The 20417-nt window shown below is 57.3% G+C and carries 18 protein-coding genes; 2 read left to right on the top strand and 16 right to left on the bottom strand.

Annotated features, from left to right (window positions below; genetic code table 11):
• Positions 1–26: 26 nt before the first annotated feature.
• The 4 genes from BN32_RS10470 to BN32_RS10485 form a co-directional block, all read right to left on the bottom strand.
• Positions 27–1040: a Gfo/Idh/MocA family protein gene (locus BN32_RS10470; RefSeq protein WP_019198139.1), complete on the bottom strand. Its 1014-nt coding sequence runs from the start codon at positions 1038–1040 to the stop codon at positions 27–29.
• A 200-nt stretch (positions 1041–1240) separates the two neighbouring features.
• Entirely contained in the window at positions 1241–2653 is a 1413-nt protein-coding gene (locus tag BN32_RS10475) for a mannose-1-phosphate guanylyltransferase/mannose-6-phosphate isomerase (RefSeq protein ID WP_019198140.1), read from the bottom strand.
• A gap of 17 nt (positions 2654–2670) precedes the next feature.
• Positions 2671–3690, bottom strand: coding sequence for an NAD-dependent epimerase (locus BN32_RS10480; protein WP_040426252.1), 1020 nt, complete (start codon positions 3688–3690; stop codon positions 2671–2673).
• A 19-nt stretch (positions 3691–3709) separates the two neighbouring features.
• Positions 3710–4993 carry a nucleotide sugar dehydrogenase gene (locus BN32_RS10485; protein ID WP_040426254.1) on the bottom strand — a complete coding sequence of 428 codons (1284 nt, stop codon included), beginning with the start codon at positions 4991–4993 and terminating at the stop codon, positions 3710–3712.
• A 191-nt stretch (positions 4994–5184) separates the two neighbouring features.
• On the opposite strand from BN32_RS10485, the gene BN32_RS10490 reads away from it, so the two are divergent.
• Positions 5185–6147: a lysylphosphatidylglycerol synthase transmembrane domain-containing protein gene (locus BN32_RS10490; RefSeq protein ID WP_019198143.1), complete on the top strand. Its 963-nt coding sequence runs from the start codon at positions 5185–5187 to the stop codon at positions 6145–6147.
• A 7-nt stretch (positions 6148–6154) separates the two neighbouring features.
• Here the strand turns inward: BN32_RS10490 and BN32_RS10495 are convergent, their stop codons facing one another.
• Complete coding sequence (locus tag BN32_RS10495; protein ID WP_040425630.1) at positions 6155–7801, bottom strand: hypothetical protein; 1647 nt, start codon at positions 7799–7801, stop codon at positions 6155–6157.
• Between the two features lie 107 nt (positions 7802–7908).
• On the opposite strand from BN32_RS10495, the gene BN32_RS10500 reads away from it, so the two are divergent.
• Positions 7909–8751, top strand: a complete 843-nt coding sequence (locus tag BN32_RS10500; protein WP_019198145.1) for an FkbM family methyltransferase — start codon at positions 7909–7911, stop codon at positions 8749–8751.
• Here the strand turns inward: BN32_RS10500 and BN32_RS10505 are convergent.
• The 11 genes from BN32_RS10505 to BN32_RS10555 all read right to left on the bottom strand — a co-directional run bounded on the left by BN32_RS10505 (position 8748) and on the right by BN32_RS10555 (position 20401).
• A complete protein-coding gene (locus tag BN32_RS10505) occupies positions 8748–10181 on the bottom strand; it encodes a glycosyltransferase (RefSeq protein WP_019198146.1) in 1434 nt (477 codons plus the stop codon). The two genes, BN32_RS10500 and BN32_RS10505, sit on opposite strands and share 4 nt — an antisense overlap.
• Positions 10182–10230: 49 nt before the next feature.
• Complete coding sequence (asnB, locus tag BN32_RS10510; protein WP_019198147.1) at positions 10231–12198, bottom strand: asparagine synthase (glutamine-hydrolyzing); 1968 nt, start codon at positions 12196–12198, stop codon at positions 10231–10233.
• A 76-nt stretch (positions 12199–12274) separates the two neighbouring features.
• Complete coding sequence (locus BN32_RS10515) at positions 12275–13051, bottom strand: FkbM family methyltransferase (RefSeq protein WP_019198148.1); 777 nt, start codon at positions 13049–13051, stop codon at positions 12275–12277.
• Positions 13048–13875 (bottom strand): glycosyltransferase family 2 protein, encoded by an 828-nt coding sequence (locus BN32_RS10520; protein WP_162161302.1) that lies wholly within the window; start codon positions 13873–13875, stop codon positions 13048–13050. The genes BN32_RS10515 and BN32_RS10520 overlap by 4 nt, the downstream gene beginning before the upstream one ends.
• 58 nt (positions 13876–13933) lie before the next feature.
• Positions 13934–15004, bottom strand: coding sequence for an alpha-1,2-fucosyltransferase (locus BN32_RS10525; RefSeq protein WP_084494563.1), 1071 nt, complete (start codon positions 15002–15004; stop codon positions 13934–13936).
• Positions 14934–15509: a DUF268 domain-containing protein gene (locus BN32_RS10530; protein ID WP_202962517.1), complete on the bottom strand. Its 576-nt coding sequence runs from the start codon at positions 15507–15509 to the stop codon at positions 14934–14936. Before BN32_RS10530 ends, BN32_RS10525 begins: the two co-directional genes overlap by 71 nt.
• A 181-nt stretch (positions 15510–15690) precedes the next feature.
• Positions 15691–16533 (bottom strand): glycosyltransferase family 2 protein, encoded by an 843-nt coding sequence (locus tag BN32_RS10535; protein ID WP_019198152.1) that lies wholly within the window; start codon positions 16531–16533, stop codon positions 15691–15693.
• 7 nt (positions 16534–16540) lie between these two features.
• Complete coding sequence (locus BN32_RS10540) at positions 16541–17788, bottom strand: glycosyltransferase family 4 protein (protein WP_040425631.1); 1248 nt, start codon at positions 17786–17788, stop codon at positions 16541–16543.
• Entirely contained in the window at positions 17785–18789 is a 1005-nt protein-coding gene (gene galE / locus BN32_RS10545; protein WP_244438125.1) for a UDP-glucose 4-epimerase GalE, read from the bottom strand. Before galE ends, BN32_RS10540 begins: the two co-directional genes overlap by 4 nt.
• A 61-nt stretch (positions 18790–18850) precedes the next feature.
• On the bottom strand, positions 18851–19666 hold the full coding sequence (locus BN32_RS10550; protein ID WP_019198156.1) for a methyltransferase domain-containing protein: 816 nt from the start codon (positions 19664–19666) through the stop codon (positions 18851–18853).
• Between the two features lie 12 nt (positions 19667–19678).
• Entirely contained in the window at positions 19679–20401 is a 723-nt protein-coding gene (locus BN32_RS10555) for a TylF/MycF/NovP-related O-methyltransferase (protein ID WP_019198157.1), read from the bottom strand.
• Between the last annotated feature and the right edge of the window lie 16 nt (positions 20402–20417).

Raw genomic sequence — 20417 nt, forward strand, 5'->3', positions numbered from 1 at the left:
TCCATTTCGAAGAACAGGGTTTGCCGTCAACCTGCGACGGCGCGCGGTCCCTTGCGCAGCGGCGCGGCGATGGAGCCGGCCGGGACGTCGAGACACTTGATCGCGATTTCGAGGCTCGCGACGCCTTCGTCGCCAGTCACGGCAGGCGCGTTGCCGGTCCGCACCGCGTCGAGGAACGCAACCAGTTCGGCACGCAGCGGCTCGTCATGACCGACCGAAAGATGCCGCATCGAATAACTGCCGTCGCGCTGGAAACCGAAACATTCGGTCACCTGCCGCGTCAGCAGGTCGCCCTGAACATACTTGCCACGCGTCGCCACAGTGACGCTGCGGGCCTTGAACGGCGTCAGCCAGTTGGTGTTGATATGCGCGAGCACACCGGAAGCGGTACGGAACTGGAGCAGCGCGATGTCCTCGCGCTCAGCCACGGCGCTCGCAAGCTGCGGCTGCACATCGACAATGTCGGATTCGGTGAACCAGCGGATCAGATCGATATCGTGAACGGCGAGATCGATCACCACGCCGACATTCGACATGCGCGGCGGAAACGGACCGACGCGGGTGATGGCGATCGAGAGGATTTCTTCATCCTTGATCGCCTGCTTGATGGCGGCGACGGCCGGATTGAAGCGCTCGACATGGCCAACCATGAGCGTCACACCCGCGTTGCGCGCAGCGTTGACAATCTCGTTGCCCTCCTCGACCGAAGACGCAATCGGCTTTTCGACGAGAACGTGAATCTTTCGCGCGATGCAGGCAAGCGCGACGTCGCGGTGAAGGTGTGTCGGCGCGGCGATGGTCACCGCATCGGGACCTGCCTCGAGCATCTCTTCCAGAGTCGCGAAGGTCGGACAGCCGACAATCTCCACCGCTCGCGTGCGGTGCGCAGGAAGCGGATCAACAATACCGACCAGTTCGACACCAGGCAAACCGGCCAGCACGCGGGCGTGATTGGTCCCCATCACCCCCGCGCCCACGACGCCAACGCGCAGCGGCCGATCGTTGCTCGCAGTACTTTTTGTCGACACCGTCGAACTCATCTTTTGAAATCCCTGAAATCTCTGAATTTCGGGCGAGTCGCTCGCCAGTCACATGCCGACTTTCCTAGCATGCCGTCACATATGTGGCGAACGCCGCAGCCTCGATCCCCTACACGTTTTGATTCAAAGAATTACATCGGACACCGGTATAACCCATTGAAAACTGGAATCTTTCTAGACTTTCCGCGGATGATTCCGCGTCATGACCGCCGGTAGTCATCCTCGATGCGGATGATGTCGTCCTCACCCAGATAGCTGCCCGTCTGGACCTCGATCAGTTCCAGCGGAATCTTGCCGGGGTTTTCCATGCGATGGACCGCACCGATCGGAATGTAGATGGACTCATTTTCGTGAACCATCTTTTGCAGATCGTTCACCGTAACCAGCGCAGTTCCCCGCACCACGATCCAGTGTTCGGATCGGTGATGATGCTTCTGCAGCGAAAGCCTGCCGCCAGCCTTCACGATAATTCGCTTCACCTGATGGCGCTCGCCAATATCAAGCGACTGATACGATCCCCATGGCCGGTGAACCTTGATGTGATCTTCGGTCACCTGCGGAGCGACGGTCCTCAGTTTCCCGACCAACCGCTTCAATCCGTTCGGATCGCTCTGGCGGGAAACAAGAATAGCGTCCTGCGTCGCCACCACGACAAGATCATCGACGCCTTCCAGCGCGACCAGCGCCTTGTCGGTTGAGACGTTGCAGTTGCGCGAGTCCTCGAACACGGTGAGACCCTGCGATACATTGCCGTGTTCGTCCTTGTCGGACAACTCCCATACCGCATGCCAGGAGCCGACGTCGGACCATCCACAGGATACGGGGATCACGGCGGCTTGCGTGGTTTTCTCCATCACAGCGTAATCGATGGAAATCGGAGTGGCCTTGCCGAACGATTCCAGCGGCAGCGTCACAAAGCCGAGATCACGGCCGGCACTGCCCACAGCTTCGACCAGCGTGCCCACGCTGTCAGCATCGACGCTGCGATACTCATCAAGCAGCATTTGCGCGCGAAACATGAAGTTGCCGCAGTTCCACAGGTAACCGTCGGCAACGTATCCAGCGGCGGTCGCGGGATCAGGTTTCTCGACGAACTTCGCAACCTTTCGCACATCCCCGGATACAACATCACCGGGCCGGATGTAGCCGTACTCAGTCGCAGGCCGCTCCGGCAAAACGCCGAACGTGACGATGCGGCCGGCATTGGCGACGCTCAACGCTTTTCGGCAGGCCTCAACGAAAGCCGCCGGGTGACGCACGACGTGATCGGCAGCCAGCGCCAGTACAACCGCATCTGGGTCGCGGGTCAGCGCAAACGCCGCACCCGTAGCAATCGCCGGACCGGAATCGCGCCGGGCCGGCTCGAGAAGGATGTCGGCTTCGAGATCGATCTCGTTCAACTGCTCCAGCACCATGAAGCGATAGGCCGCATTGGTGATGACGATAGGACGCACAAACAAGCCTTGATCGCTGACGCGAAGCATCGTGTCCTGAAACGTCGAATGCGAGCCGAACAACCGCAGAAACTGCTTTGGACGCCCCTCGCGTGAGGCAGGCCACAGGCGGGTGCCTGCCCCGCCGCACATGATCAATGGAATAATGCGCTCGCTCATGCGTCCTCGAAATGATCTCAGGAGAGCTGATGATACTCGCGATACCACGCCGCGAACCGCGCAATACCATCTTCAATCGTTGTTGAAGGACGGAAGCCGACCTCGCGCATCAAATCGTCGACGTCCGCATATGTGGCCGGCACATCTCCGGGCTGCATCGGCAGCATTTCCTTTGCTGCCTTGCGCCCGAACTCTTTCTCGAGAATCTCGACGACTTTTGAGAGTTCCTCGGGATGGTTGTTGCCGACGTTGAACACCCGCCAGGGAGCCGCGCTCGTTCCAGGATCAGGGGTTGCGTCCGGTGCCCTGGCCTGCCCGACCGGCGCATGATCGATCAGCCGCACGATCGCTTCCGTCACATCGTCGACGTAGGTGAAGTCACGGCGCATATCGCCGTGATTGAACAGCTTGATCGGCTGACCTTCAAGAATGGCCTTGGCGAATAGATATATCGCCATATCCGGCCGGCCCCACGGCCCGTATACCGTAAAGAAGCGCAAGCCGGTCGACGGAATACGATAGAGATGACTGTAGGCGTGCGCCATCAGCTCGTTGGCCTTCTTCGAGGCCGCATAGAGACTGACCGGATGATCGACACTGTCGTGCACGGAGAATGGCAGCTTGGTATTGGCGCCATAGACCGACGACGAGGATGCGTACAGCAAATGCCGGCATTCGTTATGACGGCAACCCTCGAGTATGTTCGCGAAACCCTGAAGATTTGCATCCACATAGGCATGTGGATTCTCGAGCGAGTAGCGCACACCTGCCTGCGCCGCGAGATGAATGACCACCGGAAAACGTTTCGCGCTGAATAATTCCGCCACGCCGACCCTGTCGGCAAGGTCCAGCTTGACGAAACTGAACGAGGGATCGTTCTTCAGCACGTCAAGGCGCGCTTCCTTCAGCTTCGGATCATAATAGCTGTTGATGTTATCCAATCCGATGACACGGCGGCCGGCTTGCAAGAGTTTCTGCGTGACGTGGAAGCCGATAAAGCCCGCAGCTCCCGTAACAAGTATTGTCTCATCCGACATTCTTTTCACCATCCGGCGATCAAAGACGCCACAACTCAATGCCGTCAGGCAAGCTGTCGCGATCGAGCCTCATCTTTACGTCCAGAACAAGACCACGCCCGCCGATCAGAAGTTTCTGGATCAGCGGCCAGCCTGCATCGATGTACGTCTTGTGAGCAACAGCCATGATGATCGCATCAGCGGGCTGCAGCGCATCGACATCGACCAGCTTCACGCCGTATTCGTGCATGGCGTCTTCAGAGTCCGCCATCGGATCGCTGACCTGCACCGTGAGCCCGAAGGATTCCAGTTCGCGAATAATATCGATCACGCGTGAGTTGCGCGTGTCGGGCACGTCTTCCTTGAACGTCAGGCCGAGAATGGTGACTACGCCGCCATTGCTCTTCCGGCGCAGCAATCCCCGGATACATTCGCGCGCGACGCGCTGGCCCATGCCATCATTGATGCGGCGCCCGGCAAGAATGACTTCTGGATGGTAGCCGGCCCGCTCAGCGCGATATGTCAGATAGTATGGATCGACCCCGATGCAGTGCCCGCCAACAAGCCCCGGCTGAAACGGCATGAAATTCCACTTGGTCCGCGCCGCAGCAAGCACGTCGCCGGTATCGATACTCAACGCCTGGAAAATCAGCGACAGTTCGTTCATGAACGCTATGTTCAGATCGCGCTGCGTGTTCTCGATCACCTTCGCTGCTTCAGCGACCTTTATGGACGGTGCCCGGTGAATGCCGGCAGTCACGACCGATCCATAAACACTGGCCACGATGTCGAGCGTCGGAGCATCTTGCGCCGACACCACCTTGGTGATCGTCTCAAACCGGTGCTGTTTGTCGCCGGGATTGATGCGTTCCGGCGAGTAACCGACCTTGAAATCAGATCCAGCCTTCAACCCGGACGCCTGCTCCAGAAGCGGCACGCAGTCGTCTTCTACCGCCCCGGGATAAACTGTCGATTCATAGACGACGATGTCACCTTTTTTGAGCGCTGCTCCGACGGTGCGCGAGGCAGCGAACATGGCGCCGAGGTCAGGCTGCCGCGCTTCATCGATCGGCGTCGGAACGGTGACGATAAAGAAATCCGACGACGCCAGTTCCTTCACCTCGTGAGTGAACGAAAGCGACGTATGACGCAGATCGGCGGCTTCAACTTCATGTGTGCGATCGTGAAACGCGCGCAGTTCGGCGATGCGTCTCTGATCGATGTCGAAACCTGTGACCGGAACCCCGGCGCGCGCAAATGCAGCAGCGACCGGCAGTCCGACATAACCAAGCCCGATGACCGCGATTTTACGCCCGTGTGTCACGAATTCCGTCCCCAACCCCGGCGGATCTGGCCTACGCCGGCCGCCCTCTTTAGCCGCCGTGCGGTGGCTGCCGCAATAGGCGGAGCTTACCTATTGCCAGAACAGCCCTAAACCCATACCAAGACCTTGAAAATGGGCCCTGTTATTCAGGCCCTTCTCAGATTCAGCAACGTTAACCATCGCGGTCCGGAATGCGCGGATTTCTCCTTCTTGCCGCTCGAATACTGGTGTCGGCGGCCCTGCTCTATTTTGCATTCCGCGGCATCAATTTCGCGGCGATCCAGTCCCGCCTGAGTCAGATCAGCGTTGGATGGTTTCTGCTTGCCGTGCTGGCGACCATGTTTCAGATTTTCCTTGGCGCACTGCGCTGGCGGGAAATCAGCACGCGATGCACCGCCCCGCTCGGAACCGGACAGGCATTCCGTTACAATATGATCGGCGCGTTCTTCAATCAGACGCTGCCATCCACCATCGGCGGCGACGCCATGCGGCTTTGGCTGGTGCGACAGACCGGTGCGGGCTGGCGCGCAGCCACATATTCTGTCCTCGTCGACCGCGCCATTGGCCTGATCGCGCTCGCGCTCATCGTCGTCGCAAGCCTGCCCTGGAGCTACGACCTGATCGCCAACGCGCGGGGCCGTCTGGCCCTGCTGCTGGTCGATATCGGCGCGATTTCAGCGGGCCTCGGCTTTCTTGTTCTGGGCAGGCTGCCGTGGCCATGGCTGAAAACATTCTGGCCGCTACGGCATATCCATGCCTGCTCGGTTATCGCCAACCAGGTGATCTTCAACCGCAACAGCGGACCGAAAGTCGCGGTCCTGTCCCTGCTCATTCATGTGATGGCTGTGGTGATCGCCTGGTGCGCGGTTCGCTCGATCGCGGCTCCGGCGGCGTTCGAACAGTTGTTCATGCTGATACCGCCGATCATGCTGATCACCATGCTGCCCATTTCAATTGCCGGCTGGGGCGTGCGCGAAGCAACAATGATGGTGGCATTCGGTTACGCCGGCCTCGCACAGACCGATGGCACCGTGGTTTCGCTTCTGTTCGGCGCTTCGTCGTTCCTGGTAGGAGCTATCGGTGGCCTCGTCTGGGTTCTGAGCGCAGAGAAGGCTGCTGCGCCTGAAGATATCGAGCCGAAGGAAGAGTTGTAGCCGGCGACTAGGACAGCTTCGGCGGCATGGCGCACCACGGCAGCGGAAGCCGTGGCAGATAGTGCTGGTTCCACTCGCAGATACCTTCCGGACCGGCGCGTTTGGTCATCGACTTGACGGGTTCGGCCTGACTGATGCCGACATGAAGCACGATCAGGGTTGCGCCGATGGCATAAGCCCATCTTTGAAATCTGACATCGCTCATTCGATCCAGCAGAACCATACCGGCGATGATGATCAGCGGATCGGTCAGAATGAAATACTCGGCCTTCAGTCCACGGCGAATGCCGAGCGCGTCGATACCGATCGCCGACACCATGAGCATGGCCGCCTGCAGCGCGGCCTGCCGTTCACCCTGTCGCCACGCATAGACAATCCCCGGCAAGATGAGCCATGTCAGGAAAACCGCGGGCCGCGGTGACGTAAACAAAAAGAACGTGTAGCGTTGCAGCACGCTCATCACGCCGGACAGCAGCAACCCGACAGCCGCGAACGGTCCACTCGCTCCCGCCGCCGAGATCGCCTGCGGATCGGCGAAGGTCAGCATCTCTTCCAGCGGATTGAGAACGATCACGACATTGCTGGCATCGAAGTCGATGAACAATGCCAGAAGACCCAACGCCGCCCCCGCAACGACCGCAAACATCGCCGCCAGGGTTTCCGTAAGCCGGACACGCCAGACTTTAGCGAACGCAAGCATGCATATGAAAATCCAACTAAGCAGCGCAGCCTGATAGACGCCGAACCTGCCGAAAAGCAGCGGCTTGAGCGACGCCATGTCGGTCCGAGCCGGATTAATCCCCAGCGCGATCAGGGGCCCCGACAGATAGACCATCAGCGCCGCGGCCAATGCCGCGACCAGAACAGCGAGCCCGGCGCGGGTCGTATCGTTCCAGAAAACGGCGCTCGCGCCGGACGCCGATCCGAACGGCAGGATCAAGACCGGCAAGGCCGCAATCAGCAGGATTGCATGAATCTTGTTCTCCAGAGCCAGCACGCAGAGCATTGCCGCAAAGCCGACCGCCAGCGGCCGCCATCCCGTTCCCCGGCGCGCGACGGCGATCAGGATCATCAGGGCAAACACGAAGAAACAGCCCGCAATCATCTCGCTGCGCAGGATGCGCATGTGAACCGCAACACCGCCTGAAAACGCGAAAGCGAAGGTTGCGAGCAGCGCGACCCGCCAATCGCGAACGAGAAGCCGCGCAAGACCCGCGAAAGCGAGGACAAAGGTCGTTGCCGTGAAGAATGCGAGCACCCTGCCCGCGCGAATGGCCGCCGTCATGGCCGCATCGAATGCGGGGACGTTCGACGCGGACGGAATTGCCGACAGCGACGGCGCATCAAGCAGGCCAATCTGGTGCAGGAACTGAAACCATCGGCTGACTGAGATAATCGTCAGATACGCCGGATGCGGAAAGAACACATACCGGCCGTCGTTCAGCGACAGGGCGCTGTAGACGACCATGAAATCCATATCTGCATTGCGCCAGTAGGCGATGAAATAGCCCGCGAGCAGAAACGAGGCAGCGAGCAGAAGCAAAATAACGGCGAGACCGCCCCACCAGCCAAACGGCGTCAGGCGCACAAGCGCGTCGGACATGGCTCCGGTTTTCGCCGGGATGAATTGCGGTGTTTCAGCAGACCGTGACATGCGATGTTTTCTGGAAGATGAGAGCGAAGGCTATTTTGCTTGCGGATTAAACCGGCTAAGAGAGCGGGCGCGCGCTACCGTCAGCGCGCGCTCTTAAGAGAACCCGAATGAAGACCGTCCACAAGCTCGCACTGGCGCGCATCGCCTATCGAAACATTCACATTGCGCGCGCGCTCATTGGACGTTCGGATCGATGCCTCGCGACACGAAACGGCGTGACGTACGATCTCGATCTGTCGCAAGGGATCGATCTTGCGATTTATCTCGGAAACATGTTCGAGCGGGGCACGCAGAATGCGCTGCGCAAATGGGTCAAGCCAGGATCGACGGTACTCGACGTCGGCGCCAATATCGGCGCGCATTCCCTTCCGCTCGCGCAACTCGTGGGGTCATCCGGACGCGTCCTGTCGTTCGAGCCGACCGACTACGCGTACCGCAAATTGCGCCGCAATCTCGATCTCAATCCCGATCTCGCTGCGCGCATCACGACATTTCACTGCTTCCTTGCGGGACAGGATGACGTGAGCGTGCCGGACTCAATCTATTCGAGCTGGCCCTTGACGGAGCAGGACGATCTGCACGCCAAACATCGGGGGCAAGCTATGCCGACAAACAAAGCGCGCGCCCTTAGTATCGACGGCGTCCTCGCTGAAATGGGCAACCCGGCCGTGCAACTCATCAAGCTCGATGTCGATGGATTTGAAACCGAAGTCCTGCGCGGCGCGACCGGATTGCTGCGCGACAGCCGGCCGGTTTTCCTGATGGAACTCTCACCCTATGTGCTCGACGAGCGCGGCTCATCGCTGGAAGAGCTGCTGGCCTGCTTCGCGCCGCATAGCTATCGATTTTATCACGAGCGGAGCGAACGGTTGCTGCCCCTTGCGCCGGAGGAGCTTCGCCGACTTGTTGGCGACGGTGCAAGCATCAATGTTATCGCGCGCGCGGGTTAGATCGCCTTGATCTTGAAGAAGGCGAAGACAACCATCTTCAGCAACATGACGCCGTGCCTAAACCGCGAGATTTGCGTCTCGCCATACGCACGCGCTGCGTAGCGGATCGGCAGATCGATTGCCTTGAGGTTCAGCTTCGAGGCTCCGAAGATCAGATCGAAATCGCCGAACGGATCGAAATCGCCGAAATACGCCTTGCCCTCGCGCAGCCGATAATAATCGCTCCTGCGCATCACCTTGGTGCCACACAGCGTGTCGGTATAACGCTCGTTGAGCAGCCACGAGAACAGATATGAGAAAATCTTGTTGGCGATCAGGTTGAGGAAGCGCATAGCGTCTTCCTCAAGTGGATAAACCAGACGCGAACCATTCACGAACTCGCCCTTGCCCGACTTGATCGCGTCCCAGAACTTCGGAAGCTGCTCCGGCGGCATGGTGAGATCCGCGTCGAGGATCATCAGAACATCGCCGCGCGCAACGTCGTAGGCGGTGAAGACGGCATCGGCCTTGCCCTTGCCGGGCTGGCGCATCGCCTTGATGTCTTTATCGGGATAGGCGGCCTTGACCCGCTCGATCTCCTCGAAGGTTCCGTCCTTGCTGTGACCCTCGATAAAGATGATCTCGATATCGTCGCAGAATTGCGGCAGGCGCTGCACGGCAGGCTCGATATTGCCGCGCTCGTTACGGGCCGGGATCACCACCGTCACCGATTTAAGGTCGTCGCCCGTCACGCGCAGCGACCGGCAAACCACATAATGACGAAGGGAGAGCAGCCGAATTCCCGGCAGCACGCTGATGAAACGATTCACCAGCCGCCCGATCCCAAAAAGCGACACTGGCATCAGCATGCGCCGCTCCGCCTTGACGGGATCGAAATCGGCCAGATCGGCCAGCGCGGCAACGTCATCCGGCGCAAGCACGTTCTGCCAGGGATATGGCATTCGCTGACCGATGATTTCGGCAAACCTCAGGATCGGGTGCCACAGATGCGAGAAATGCCCGATGACAACGCGCGTCTCCCGCGTGCAGAGCGGATGCAACTGTTCGAGAAACTTCTGGCAATCGTCCAGCGACCCGATGGTGTCTTGCACCAGAATGACGTCAAACGGGCCGCCGAGCGCCGCCATCGTCGCCGCATCCTCCGCATCGCCAACGTGAAAGGTGAGATCGGGATGCAGCCTGCGCGCCTGCTCGATCATGCCCGGACTGAAATCAATTCCAACGCCGTGCGACGGCGACAGCGACGCCAGCGTGTCGCCCGTCCCGCAGCCGATTTCCAGCACGCGCACGCCCTTCGGAATCAGGAAGCGAAGATAGATTTCATCTTCACGATGAAAGAACGCCGAACGCCTGCGCCAGTCTTCGCGGGTCGCAGCGTACTTTTCCGAGTGCGCGAGAATTGCGGCCTTACGGCCCGTCATAACCGTCATGGGAAAAACTTGGATCAGAGAAAAAGAATAGCCGGGCGGGAGTGACCGATCAGCTTGCACACCATTCGTCGTGCCAAGCCTGGGCCATCAGCACGTTCCATAGCCAATATCCGTGGTTTCGTCGACCGCTCATATGCTGATGCAGCATCAATTCGATGCGCATTACGTTGAACAGTCCCTGCTGCCGCAGCCGCGCTGGCGCCAGAAGATCGTAGGCCCATGATTTCAGCGGCCCGCGCAGCCATTGATCGAGCGGAATACTGAACCCGGTTTTAGGACGGTCGATCAATGCAGCAGGCACATGCTTGTAAAGCACCTGACGGACCAGCCATTTGCCGCGCCCTTCCCTGATCTTCATCGAAGGAGGGACGAGGGATGCAAACTCCACGACATCCCGATCCAGAAACGGAACGCGCGTCTCAAGACTGACCGACATCGCCGCCCGATCGACTTTCTGCAAGATGTCGTCGCTCAGATAGCTCAGCGAATCCGCTAGCATCATGCGATCCAGCGGATCAAGGCGAGTGGCGATTGCGCTCATTTCGCCGTCGGCCCAGCTTGCGGTCTCATGGCCTCCGATCACACTGTCGGATGGCGTGCTGTCGATCGAACACAGCAGCCGATACAGGTCACCGGCAGACTTGGCGCCTACGATCCGCGCGATTTTCGCGACCTGATCGCCGGCGCGGCGGGTGCGTAAACTTTTCGGCAAAACCGGCTCGAGCAACTGCACAATCGTATTGGCAGGCTCAGGCGCAACCGCGGCGAGCGCTGCTCCCAAAACCCTTCGAACAGGATGCGGCAGACCCGACAACCGCGCGTTCAGCGCCGTCCCCCAGACATGGCGATTGTAACCACCGAACAGTTCATCACCCGCGTCGCCCGTTAGCGCCACAGTCACATGCTGGCGCGCGAGGGAGGCGACGAGATGCGTTGGAATTTGTGAAGAGTCCGCAAATGGTTCGTCGTACATACGCGACAGATTCGGGATAACGTCCATCGCCGTTTTTGCATCGACGTAGAGTTCGGTGTGCGAGGTTCCGAGATGGCGGGCCACATCGCGCGCTTCGCCGGCTTCGTCAAAACCGCCTTCCGAAAACCCGATGGTGAAGGTGCGGATCGGCTGCGACGACTGCTTTTGCATCAGCGCAACCACGGTGGATGAATCGACGCCGCCGGACAAAAAAGCGCCGAGCGGAACGTCGGACAGGCATTGACGGCTGATGGCCTGCGACAGCAGGCGCTCGAATTCGTCCGCCGCATCCGCTTCGCTCTCGATACGCGAGCCTTGGCCGGCGACGACACAGTCCCTGTGCGACCAGTACTGCACCGGCTGCGGCATCCCGCGATCCGGCGCATTCGCGGCAAAGGTGACCAGCGATCCGGGCGGCAGTTTCCGGATGTCGCTCCAGATCGTCTGCGGCGCGGGTACATAACAATAGCGCATGAACGCCGTCAGCGCCGAACGGTCCAGAGATGGCGACCAGTCCGGATGAACGCTTAACGCCTTCAGTTCAGACGCAAAGACCAGATCGCGCCCGCTCCATCCGTAGAACAGCGGCTTTTCACCGAACCGGTCGCGGCAGAGCGTCAGCTCCTGCTTCGCTTCATCCCACACCGCGAGCGCGAACATGCCGGTGAAACGGTTCATCGCATCGGGGATGCCCCATTGCCGGATGGCATAGACGAGCGTCTCGGTGTCCGAATGGCCGCGCCAGTTCGGCGCGCCGCCGACCGCCTCCAGCTCCTTGCGAATGTCGAGATGATTGTAAATCTCGCCGTTGAACGTGACCGTGAAGCGACCGCATTCGCTATGCATCGGCTGTGCGCCCGCCTCCGTGAGATCGAGAATGGCCAGGCGGCGATGACCGAACGCGATTCCCGCACGATCGTGGGTCCAGACGTTCTCCGCGTCCGGGCCGCGGTGCTGCAACGTCGCGGTCATCGCGCCGGCAAGGCCCGCGAGCGCGCTGAAGTCGCCGCCGCCGGGCCTGAGAAGTCCCGCTATTCCGCACATGAGATTATTGTTGACTCAAACAGGCCGAGATTCGCCCGCAACTCGCGTACCTGTTTCGCAGCCAAAGAGAAAATACTCACGATCTAGAATCGTTTTGAATCAAGCGCTTGTTAACAGCCAGATAGTTTGTCGTTGAGAAAAATTCATCGCTCTCTGCGTACTGCAAAATTCTTTCCGACCCAAATGGTGTCACTCGATAAAGATCAAATTCCAGTTCTTTGAACAAATACCAAAAATCCTGAAAATATGTTCGTGTGTCTATGTTGCATCCACCAAACTCGAGCTGAATGATCCGCGTCGCATTTAATGCTTCACCAAAGCCTTTTAGAACTGCGAGTTCGTGCCCTTCAACGTCGATCTTCACTATATCAAGCTGTCGAATCTGGAGCCGCTCTTTCCAGTAATCCTCAAAGCGAATTGTTTCTATGCTCTCCGTTGCATCAAAAGCGATGCTGAAATGGTCAAGCCTACGCTTTGTAAGACTGCTCAGACCCGAACCGGGCTCGTTAGAAAACAAGGTTGCTGAGCCCGCTTTGTCAGATACTGCGAGTGGGACAAGCTTGATCAATTCGTCGTCTTTGAAGCGAGCGCTTAGTTTCGCTATGTTGGCAACAGACGGCTCAAACGTGTGAATTTCCAAATGAGGGTTTCTTCTCCTGAGCTCTGCTGTGTAGCTCCCAACGTTTCCGCCGATATCAATTGCAAGTTCAGGTCGGTTCTTAAGAAAACTCTGAAGAAGACCGATCTCCCGCTCGATTGTCGCCGCGCCATACCCCTTGCCTTGCGCGTACGCTGCGGCCCGCTCAATAAGGCTCAACACTTTGAAGAAGCGCTTCGGCGCTGTGAATGTCATTTACTGTTGCGCTTCCCTGCAAGCCAGCTCATGGCGCGTCGAAAGGATACGATGACAACACGCCTGCAGTACTTGAGCAAACTCCAGACGAGCACAGCTGCATGCTCACTCTTGGTTATTAATCCTTCTCTCAGCAGAAAGTCACGAGCCCGCATCTCGCCAAGCTGCATCGCATGCAAGCGGCCGCTTAGGCCACCAGCACCGAAAGCTTCCTTATCCGCTCGCGCAAGGATTTGATTCAACAGAGCCGATGGAGCACCGGAGAGCACGTTCGCTGCGACGAACACATAATCCTCGCCCGCATAGGCTGGAGAAAAGAGGTACTTTATTGCGTCCTTTTTTATAATGACCGTAGAGATTGACGCACAATTGGAAAGCAATATTGATCGTCGCTGAATCGGAGAACGTTTCACTGGCTCGCTCAGCTTCGGCCAGGAAATTCCATCAAAGCCCTTTTCATGACCGGTCAATAGTGGCGCACCAGGCTCGAGCATAACGGACATCTGGCGCTCAAGTTTCTCCGGATGCCATTCATCATCCGCATCCAGGAACGCGATGAACCGCTCGCGGCTCGCGGCAATGCCTGCATTGCGAGCTTCACCCGGCCCCACGTTCTGATTCAGGGTTATCAGCTGGACAGTCTTCAAGCTTGAAGCCGCACAGACTTTGTCTGCGTTGTCATCGGGACTCCCGTCATCGACGACGATGACCTGCGCGGGTTGGAGTGTCTGATTCTCAACCGAGACCAGCGCCCGCCGCAACGCATCTCCATCACGGTACGTCGGAATGACAACGCTTACCGGCGCGACTTCTGTGTTTTTCACCACTGACCTGCGCTGCCTGTTTCAATCTGGCGCTGCATGCATCGAATGCAAAGCGCCCTCACCGTTGGACCCAGCCAGACGGATAGAGGTCCCGAGTGTCGCGGGTGAGCAGGCCTCTTTGAGTAAACCATAAGCGAGGCGCAATGACGATCTTGTCGTGCGACTGATTGAGCCAGGCACCCCACCAACTGAAGGAACTGTTCGCGAGCACATGATGGCGACAGCGTGCAATAAGTGCCATGTCCTCCCAAGGTCGATTCGGATCACCTTGAACATATGTTACTCGCGTCGGCGGAATAGAATTCAGAACCTGAGCGGCAGCATCACGATCATCCGAAAAAACGAACAGGTCTGGCGAGTGACCGACGCGATCTTCAATTTCTGCCAGCGCCTTTCGATAATAGTCCTCGTCCAGGATACCGTGAACTGCAGCAGTAGAGGCCTGAACATAATCGCCGCGCCGAACATGAACGGAAACCGGCAACCCGCTCTGTGCAATCTTGTCCGCTGTTACTCGGGCTTCCGTCCCCAGTGGTTCACGCGGCTCGAAATGGCGGCGGATTTCGTCCGCAATTGAACTGAAGTAACGTTCACTCTGGAAATAGCCGAACAGCTCCGTATTCGGTCCCAGCGATTCAAACGCATGATCGAAATGGAAATGAGGCTCGCGGTAGCTGTTGGGAGACGAGCGTAACTTTGGCAATCCAATGAGGGCCGTTACGCGATTAATCCTCTCGCGTCGTCGCGCGCGGAAGAAGTAACCCGCAGCTTCTCCTGAAGCCGATGATTCATCGTGTTCCGGCATCACCTCCGGCACCCGCAACCGATCCAGTAAGAACGAACGTAACCGATCGACCCGAAATCCGCTGAGATCGAGCGCCAATTCGACTCCATGACGTTCGGCGAGAGCTTTTCCGGCGGCGTACTGGAACATCTGGTTGCCCAGCCCGCCGAACAGCGAGACCGTAATCATCCGCGGCAACTTTTTTGCGGTAGAATCGGGCGAGAAAGTTGCTGCCCACCCTGACGAAATTTCATTTCGCGAACTGCTAAAGCCATTACTTGCGAAACTCAAAAAAGCCGCATCCGTACTCGATACGCGGAACCTGCGCTGGAGAGACGTCGTCATGGAGCGAGCCGTCGTCAGACACGTACGAAAATCGAGTCAATTTCAATTGCGAAAACATTGCCAGGATGGTCGCTGGCGCAAACACTCGATGCGCGTTGAAGCAAACTCGTTCTCGCCCAATTGGAGTCGATATATACAACGTTCCGCCCTCACCGACCACGCGTTGCAGTTCCTCGGCGGCTCGCCGAGCTCCCTTCGGGTCGATGGGATCGCCGTAACGGCCCAGGCCGACATGCTCAATCACATGCAGGCATGACAGGCTCGATACTGACCGGTCGGCAAACGGCAAATGATTGATATCGGCTGCAACACAGTTCAGGCCGCTTTGCTGCACAACCAGCGGCCGGTAGTCGACGAATATGGTCGGTACATGCGCCGAGAGCACCCCGACCATCAGCACGCTCGATCCGATGTCGACATGCTGTCGCGGCTCGGCCTCCGCCAATCGCCGCGCAAGCCAGTTTCCCTGATAGAAGTAATGTGGATCGAACGGAGTTGTCGGCAACCGATCCGCAAGGCATGGATAACTATCGGCCACAGCGACCGACCACGTCCCAGCCCGCCTGTGAAACGCCCGCCAATCAGACAGATAGCGCGGCAGGTACCGCAACGAGACGAGACGACGCCAGTCCACGACCGCGCCGACCCATCGTTTTGCAAACTCCATCATTACAGGCCGATCAACGCTAGAGTGAGTTTGGTGCGGCCGGCCAATAGACCCCGCAGGGTAGTCCGATAAGCGGACGGCCTATGAGGTCCGGACGACGCCATACCAGCGGAGCAAGGCGGGCCCGGACACTCATGGCCACCCGGTTGATCCCGCGGTAAAGCATCTTGAGCATCGGTGCGTCGTGATATGAGCCGATTTCCCTGGCGCGGACTCGCCTACGCTCGTCATTGTAGGCCGCCGAACCAGAGATCGACTTCTGCCCCGCATGACGCCGGAAGGCGCTGAAGCTAACCGGCACATAGCCGGCGCGACCGGCAAGTGCCATCCGCAGGAACAGGTCATAGTCCGCGGCGTAGCGCAGCGAGCGATCGATTCCCCCGATGTCCTGATAGAGGCTGCGGCGCCAGAAACAGGCGTCCTGCAACGGCGTCCAGCCCCCGTAAAGCATTGCCGCGCGTAAGTCCGGCACCCATCCACGGCTGAAGGCCAGTATCCGATTGTCTTCGCCGATGTAAAAATCATCGCCGAAGATCATGTCGAGATCACCGGCCATCCTGTTCCGCGCCGCGTCAAGTGCGCCAGCCAGATACAGATCGCCCGTATTGATCCAACACAGGATATCACCGGTCGCGCGATCAAAGCCCTTGGCGAGCGCATCCGCATAGCCAGCATCCTTTTCGCTGAACCAACCCGTAAGACTCTTGGCATGGCGACGAATAATATCCACGCTGCCATCGGTCGAGCCGCCATCGATAATGAAGTATTCGTCGCCCTCCCGCAGGTTCGCCAAGACAGACTTGATCGTGTCTTCGAGATAAGGCGCCATGTTGAACGACGGCGTGACGACGGAGATGCGCATGGCGTGTTTAGCTCGCCAGCAATTTTGAATAGAGTTCAATGTGTTGCTTCGCAACAACCGCATACGAATAATGGTCGGAGACATGCTGACGAGCTAATTTACCGGCCTTCAACGCCATCTCCGGATCTCCGATGAGAAAAGAGACGCCAGCGGCAAGATCATCGACATCGAATGGTTCCGCGAGATAGCCGCTCTGCTTGTGCTCGATTAAATCTGCTAGTCCACCGATCTTGAATGCCACAGAAGGCACACCACAACTTGCCGCCTCCATTACTGCGTTCGGCAGATTGTCTTCCATAGAGGGCACGATCAGCACATCAGCCGATGAATAAGCGCGAGCGATGATCTTGTCATCGTTGAGCACTCCAAGATATGTGACCGGAAAAGGAAGCGGTTGACGATCCTCAGGCTCTTTCATTCCGAGAACAGCTAGATGGATATTCTGCAGCGTCGAATTTTCAGCCAGCTTGTTCAACAGCGGGCCGAGAAAATGAAAGCCTTTCCGCTTGTCACCGTCGCTAGTGAGCGCGCCAAAGAACAATACAGTTCCCTCAGTTGGCAGACCAAATTCAGAACGTGCCGCACGCTTATCCGTGGGAGCAAACGTATGCATATCGATAGCATTTGGAATTGTCTGGATTTGCGTATGCCGCAGAATTTCACTCGACAATACTGTATCTGCCAGCCATCGACTCGGGGTCACAACATTGATGGCGGTTTTACTCCAAGCAGCTTTTTTTCGCATGAAGGTGTTATACGACAGGTCTTGCGGGCTACTTGAGTGCAGTTGAGGACAATTGCCGCAAGAATGCATGTACCTCTGACATCCATTCGAGTAGTGGCAACCGCCTGTAATTGGCCACATATCGTGGAATGTCCACACGATCGGCTTCTCAAATTTGGGCAGCGTTTCGATCTTCATGTATCCGTTGTTGACCCAGTGCAGATGAAGGAGATCGGGCGAGCGCCTCGACAGCCGCCGCCTTAGAAGATCCGGAGCCCTTGCAACTGAAAAAAGAGTCCTTTCGCGATGCGGATACCAAGTGAGCGGAATTTGGTCAATTCGCGCCAGCACTCGCGCAAGGATGCTTTCAATTCTACTCGATGGACGTTGTTGTCCCAATTCATCTACGTAGCCATTGACCGACATGATACCGGATTGAATGCCGGACTGATTCAAGGCTTCGTTGAGACGCGACGTGGCCCGCGCGGCACCGCCGTGTCGGTCGGACCAAGACAGATGAAGTATTTTCACGAATGCACGTGAAAATTTTTCTGATGCCAGCGAAAGGCCGTTCCGATTATCTCGCTCAAGCTGGAATGGCTGCAATTAAAGCCTAGCGATTTCCGCGAGTTTGTAGGGTCTGCAATCAACACAGGAGGGTCTCCTACGCGGCGATCGGAAAACGTCACCGCTATTTTCTTTCCAGACACCTCAGATATCATCGAAACGATTTCTTTGACAGAATATCCGGCTCCGGTGCCAAGGTTAAACGGGCCACCAACAAATCCCTGCCTCAGTAACTGAAGAGCCAAAACGTGAGCCGCTGCAATGTCCGCGACGTGGACATAATCCCGGACAGCTGTCCCATCAGGCGTCTCATAATCATCACCGTAAATCGTAAACTTCCGCGTCGGATCAAAAAGCGCAGCAATTGCCAGCGGAATGAGATGGGTTTCTACAGCGCGTAACTCCCCGATTTCACAGTCAGGATCAGCGCCAGCAGCATTGAAGTATCGCAACACCATGGCGCGCATTCCGTGGGCGCTCCGATAGAAATTCAATATGTCTTCAATTGCCGCCTTTGAGTGTCCATATGGGTTGATGGGCACGCGTGGCGCGTCTTCAGAAATAGGAACCACGGACGGAATTCCGTAGACTGCACAGCTACTCGAAAAAACCAGATCAAGGCAGTTGGCTTGCAACATCGCGTCTAGCAGCGACAACGTCCCAGCGATATTGGTGAGAAAACATTCATTGGGTGAGACTACCGATCTGGACACAATGGAAGCAGCAGCGAAATGGAATACAGAGCTAATTTGATATTCCTCAAAAACCGATCTCAGGCGATCTCTGTCAAGAATATTGCCCTCGACAAGGGGCCCCCATTTCACAAAGCTTCTATTCCCGGTCGATAGATCGTCATACACAATTGGCTGCAACCCGGAAATCGATAGAGCCTTGCAAACGTGGCTACCGATGTATCCCGCGCCCCCGGTTACCAAAACAAAGCGTTTATCAATCGAATTTCTCACGAACGCCTAACCAGCACCTGGAACCAAAATTTAGTTCTCGATCATTGCGGGAAATTCCGCATCACGATCTCACTGCTTCGATAAACAGCGAGTCTGGCTTTCGAACCCCTCCATTGAACGTATCGAGATTGAAAGCGTTGAACTGCTCGATACGACTCTCGTCCGCTGAACATATCCTGACATCAGTAAATCCGGCATCCTCCAGCAAAAGCTTGAGGGAAATCCGGTCATACATCCAGTTGTGAATCTGGCCCGAACGACGAAACAGGCCCTCTCTAAGTGCTGCGACGCCCTCTGCCCCCAGAACCAACCCAGCTAAAAGTCCAGCAGCCTCCTCCCGGACTCGACGGATATAATGAGACATCCTCGCGAACGAGAGCCGACGGCGCTCATCGCTATCGGCGAAAGAAAATACGTTTTCAGCTTCCATGCCAATTCGGTGAACAGCAAACTTGCGAAGATCGCTATCGGCCCCAACAAGCAAGCGGTGCATTTCGCCCCCACCAACTTGCCTGACCATTTGATCTATTAACTCGACCGTCATCCATTGATGCTGCTCATTGGGAGCCCTATTATTGGCAACATCGTTTAAGCTCTTGAGATAGGCCGATGCAATATTCTCGAGATCCGGAACCACAAGCCTTATGATCCCGCCTTGCCGCAGAATACGATGACACTCTCGTAACAAGTCTTTGGCGCTTGAGCGGGGAAGATGTTCCAGAACGTGGGACGCATAGCAGGCGTCAACTTCACCGATCTCAAAGGGTAAAGACTTGCGGATATCCCAACGGCGGACGAGAGCAGTGGCCGGAATGCTGTCCAAATTCACCCAGTCTGGATGATAGACCGAACCACACCCGAGATTGACGCGGATCACTTGTTCAAGACCTTATTCAAACGCCTTGATGGCCACGCGCCCAGTATAATCCGTTCGAGACAGGAACAGTTTAAGGCTGTTCCTTTCGATATATTCGTCTACAGCCTTCCGCGCGCCTTGCCAATGACCATAGTCATCCAGGATGAGAACGCCTCCACGCACAAGACGCGGATAAAGAGTTTCCAGTTCGTGACGTGTCGACTCGTACCAATCGGTATCCAGCCTCAACAGAGCTATTTGTTCCGGCGCCGCGCCAGGAAGCGTCTCTTCGACGCGACCTTTCACAAAGTTCACTTTCTCTTCCGGATAGCCCGTCGACAGAACCGCCTGCTTGACCGCCTCCAGCGGAGCGTAACACCAAAAGAGGTCGGACTCGGACTTCGTGTGCTGCTCAATTAGTTCGGACGCCCTCTCTCCGGCAAGCGAAACATCGTTGTCATCCGGCGAACTCATGCCGTCGAATGTATCAAAGAGAAAAAGCTCTCGATTTCCTGCGTTCATAGACAATAGCGTTCGCGCCAAAGCCATCATGCTTCCGCCGCGCCACACACCGCATTCTACAATTGCACCCGGGATATTGTTCGCCTCAATATAGCGCGCGGCCTCACACACCGCATGAATGCGCTCGGCGGACGTCATCGTGTAATCTTTCACGCTGCGTATCGTCTCACGATCGCCTTCCGGAATATCCGGAAGCGAAGCATTATTCGGACGCGGCTCAATCAGCCGACGCACGATAGCTCCCGCATGA

The sequence above is a fragment of the Afipia birgiae 34632 genome (assembly GCF_000308295.2).
Lineage (GTDB): Bacteria > Pseudomonadota > Alphaproteobacteria > Rhizobiales > Xanthobacteraceae > Afipia > Afipia birgiae.

Bases quoted from the DNA above. Each gene is read 5' to 3' on its own strand.
- BN32_RS10495 (WP_040425630.1), bottom strand. From the start codon at position 7,801: ATGTCACGGTCTGCTGAAACACCGCAATTCATCCCGGCGAAAACCGGA.
- BN32_RS10515 (WP_019198148.1), bottom strand. From the start codon at position 13,051: ATGACATTCACAGCGCCGAAGCGCTTCTTCAAAGTGTTGAGCCTTATT.
- BN32_RS10500 (WP_019198145.1), top strand. From the start codon at position 7,909: ATGAAGACCGTCCACAAGCTCGCACTGGCGCGCATCGCCTATCGAAAC.
- BN32_RS10535 (WP_019198152.1), bottom strand. From the start codon at position 16,533: ATGCGCATCTCCGTCGTCACGCCGTCGTTCAACATGGCGCCTTATCTC.
- BN32_RS10470 (WP_019198139.1), bottom strand. From the start codon at position 1,040: ATGAGTTCGACGGTGTCGACAAAAAGTACTGCGAGCAACGATCGGCCG.
- BN32_RS10490 (WP_019198143.1), top strand. From the start codon at position 5,185: ATGCGCGGATTTCTCCTTCTTGCCGCTCGAATACTGGTGTCGGCGGCC.
- BN32_RS10480 (WP_040426252.1), bottom strand. From the start codon at position 3,690: ATGTCGGATGAGACAATACTTGTTACGGGAGCTGCGGGCTTTATCGGC.
- BN32_RS10475 (WP_019198140.1), bottom strand. From the start codon at position 2,653: ATGAGCGAGCGCATTATTCCATTGATCATGTGCGGCGGGGCAGGCACC.
- BN32_RS10505 (WP_019198146.1), bottom strand. From the start codon at position 10,181: ATGACGGTTATGACGGGCCGTAAGGCCGCAATTCTCGCGCACTCGGAA.
- BN32_RS10525 (WP_084494563.1), bottom strand. From the start codon at position 15,004: ATGACGACGTCTCTCCAGCGCAGGTTCCGCGTATCGAGTACGGATGCG.
- asnB (WP_019198147.1), bottom strand. From the start codon at position 12,198: ATGTGCGGAATAGCGGGACTTCTCAGGCCCGGCGGCGGCGACTTCAGC.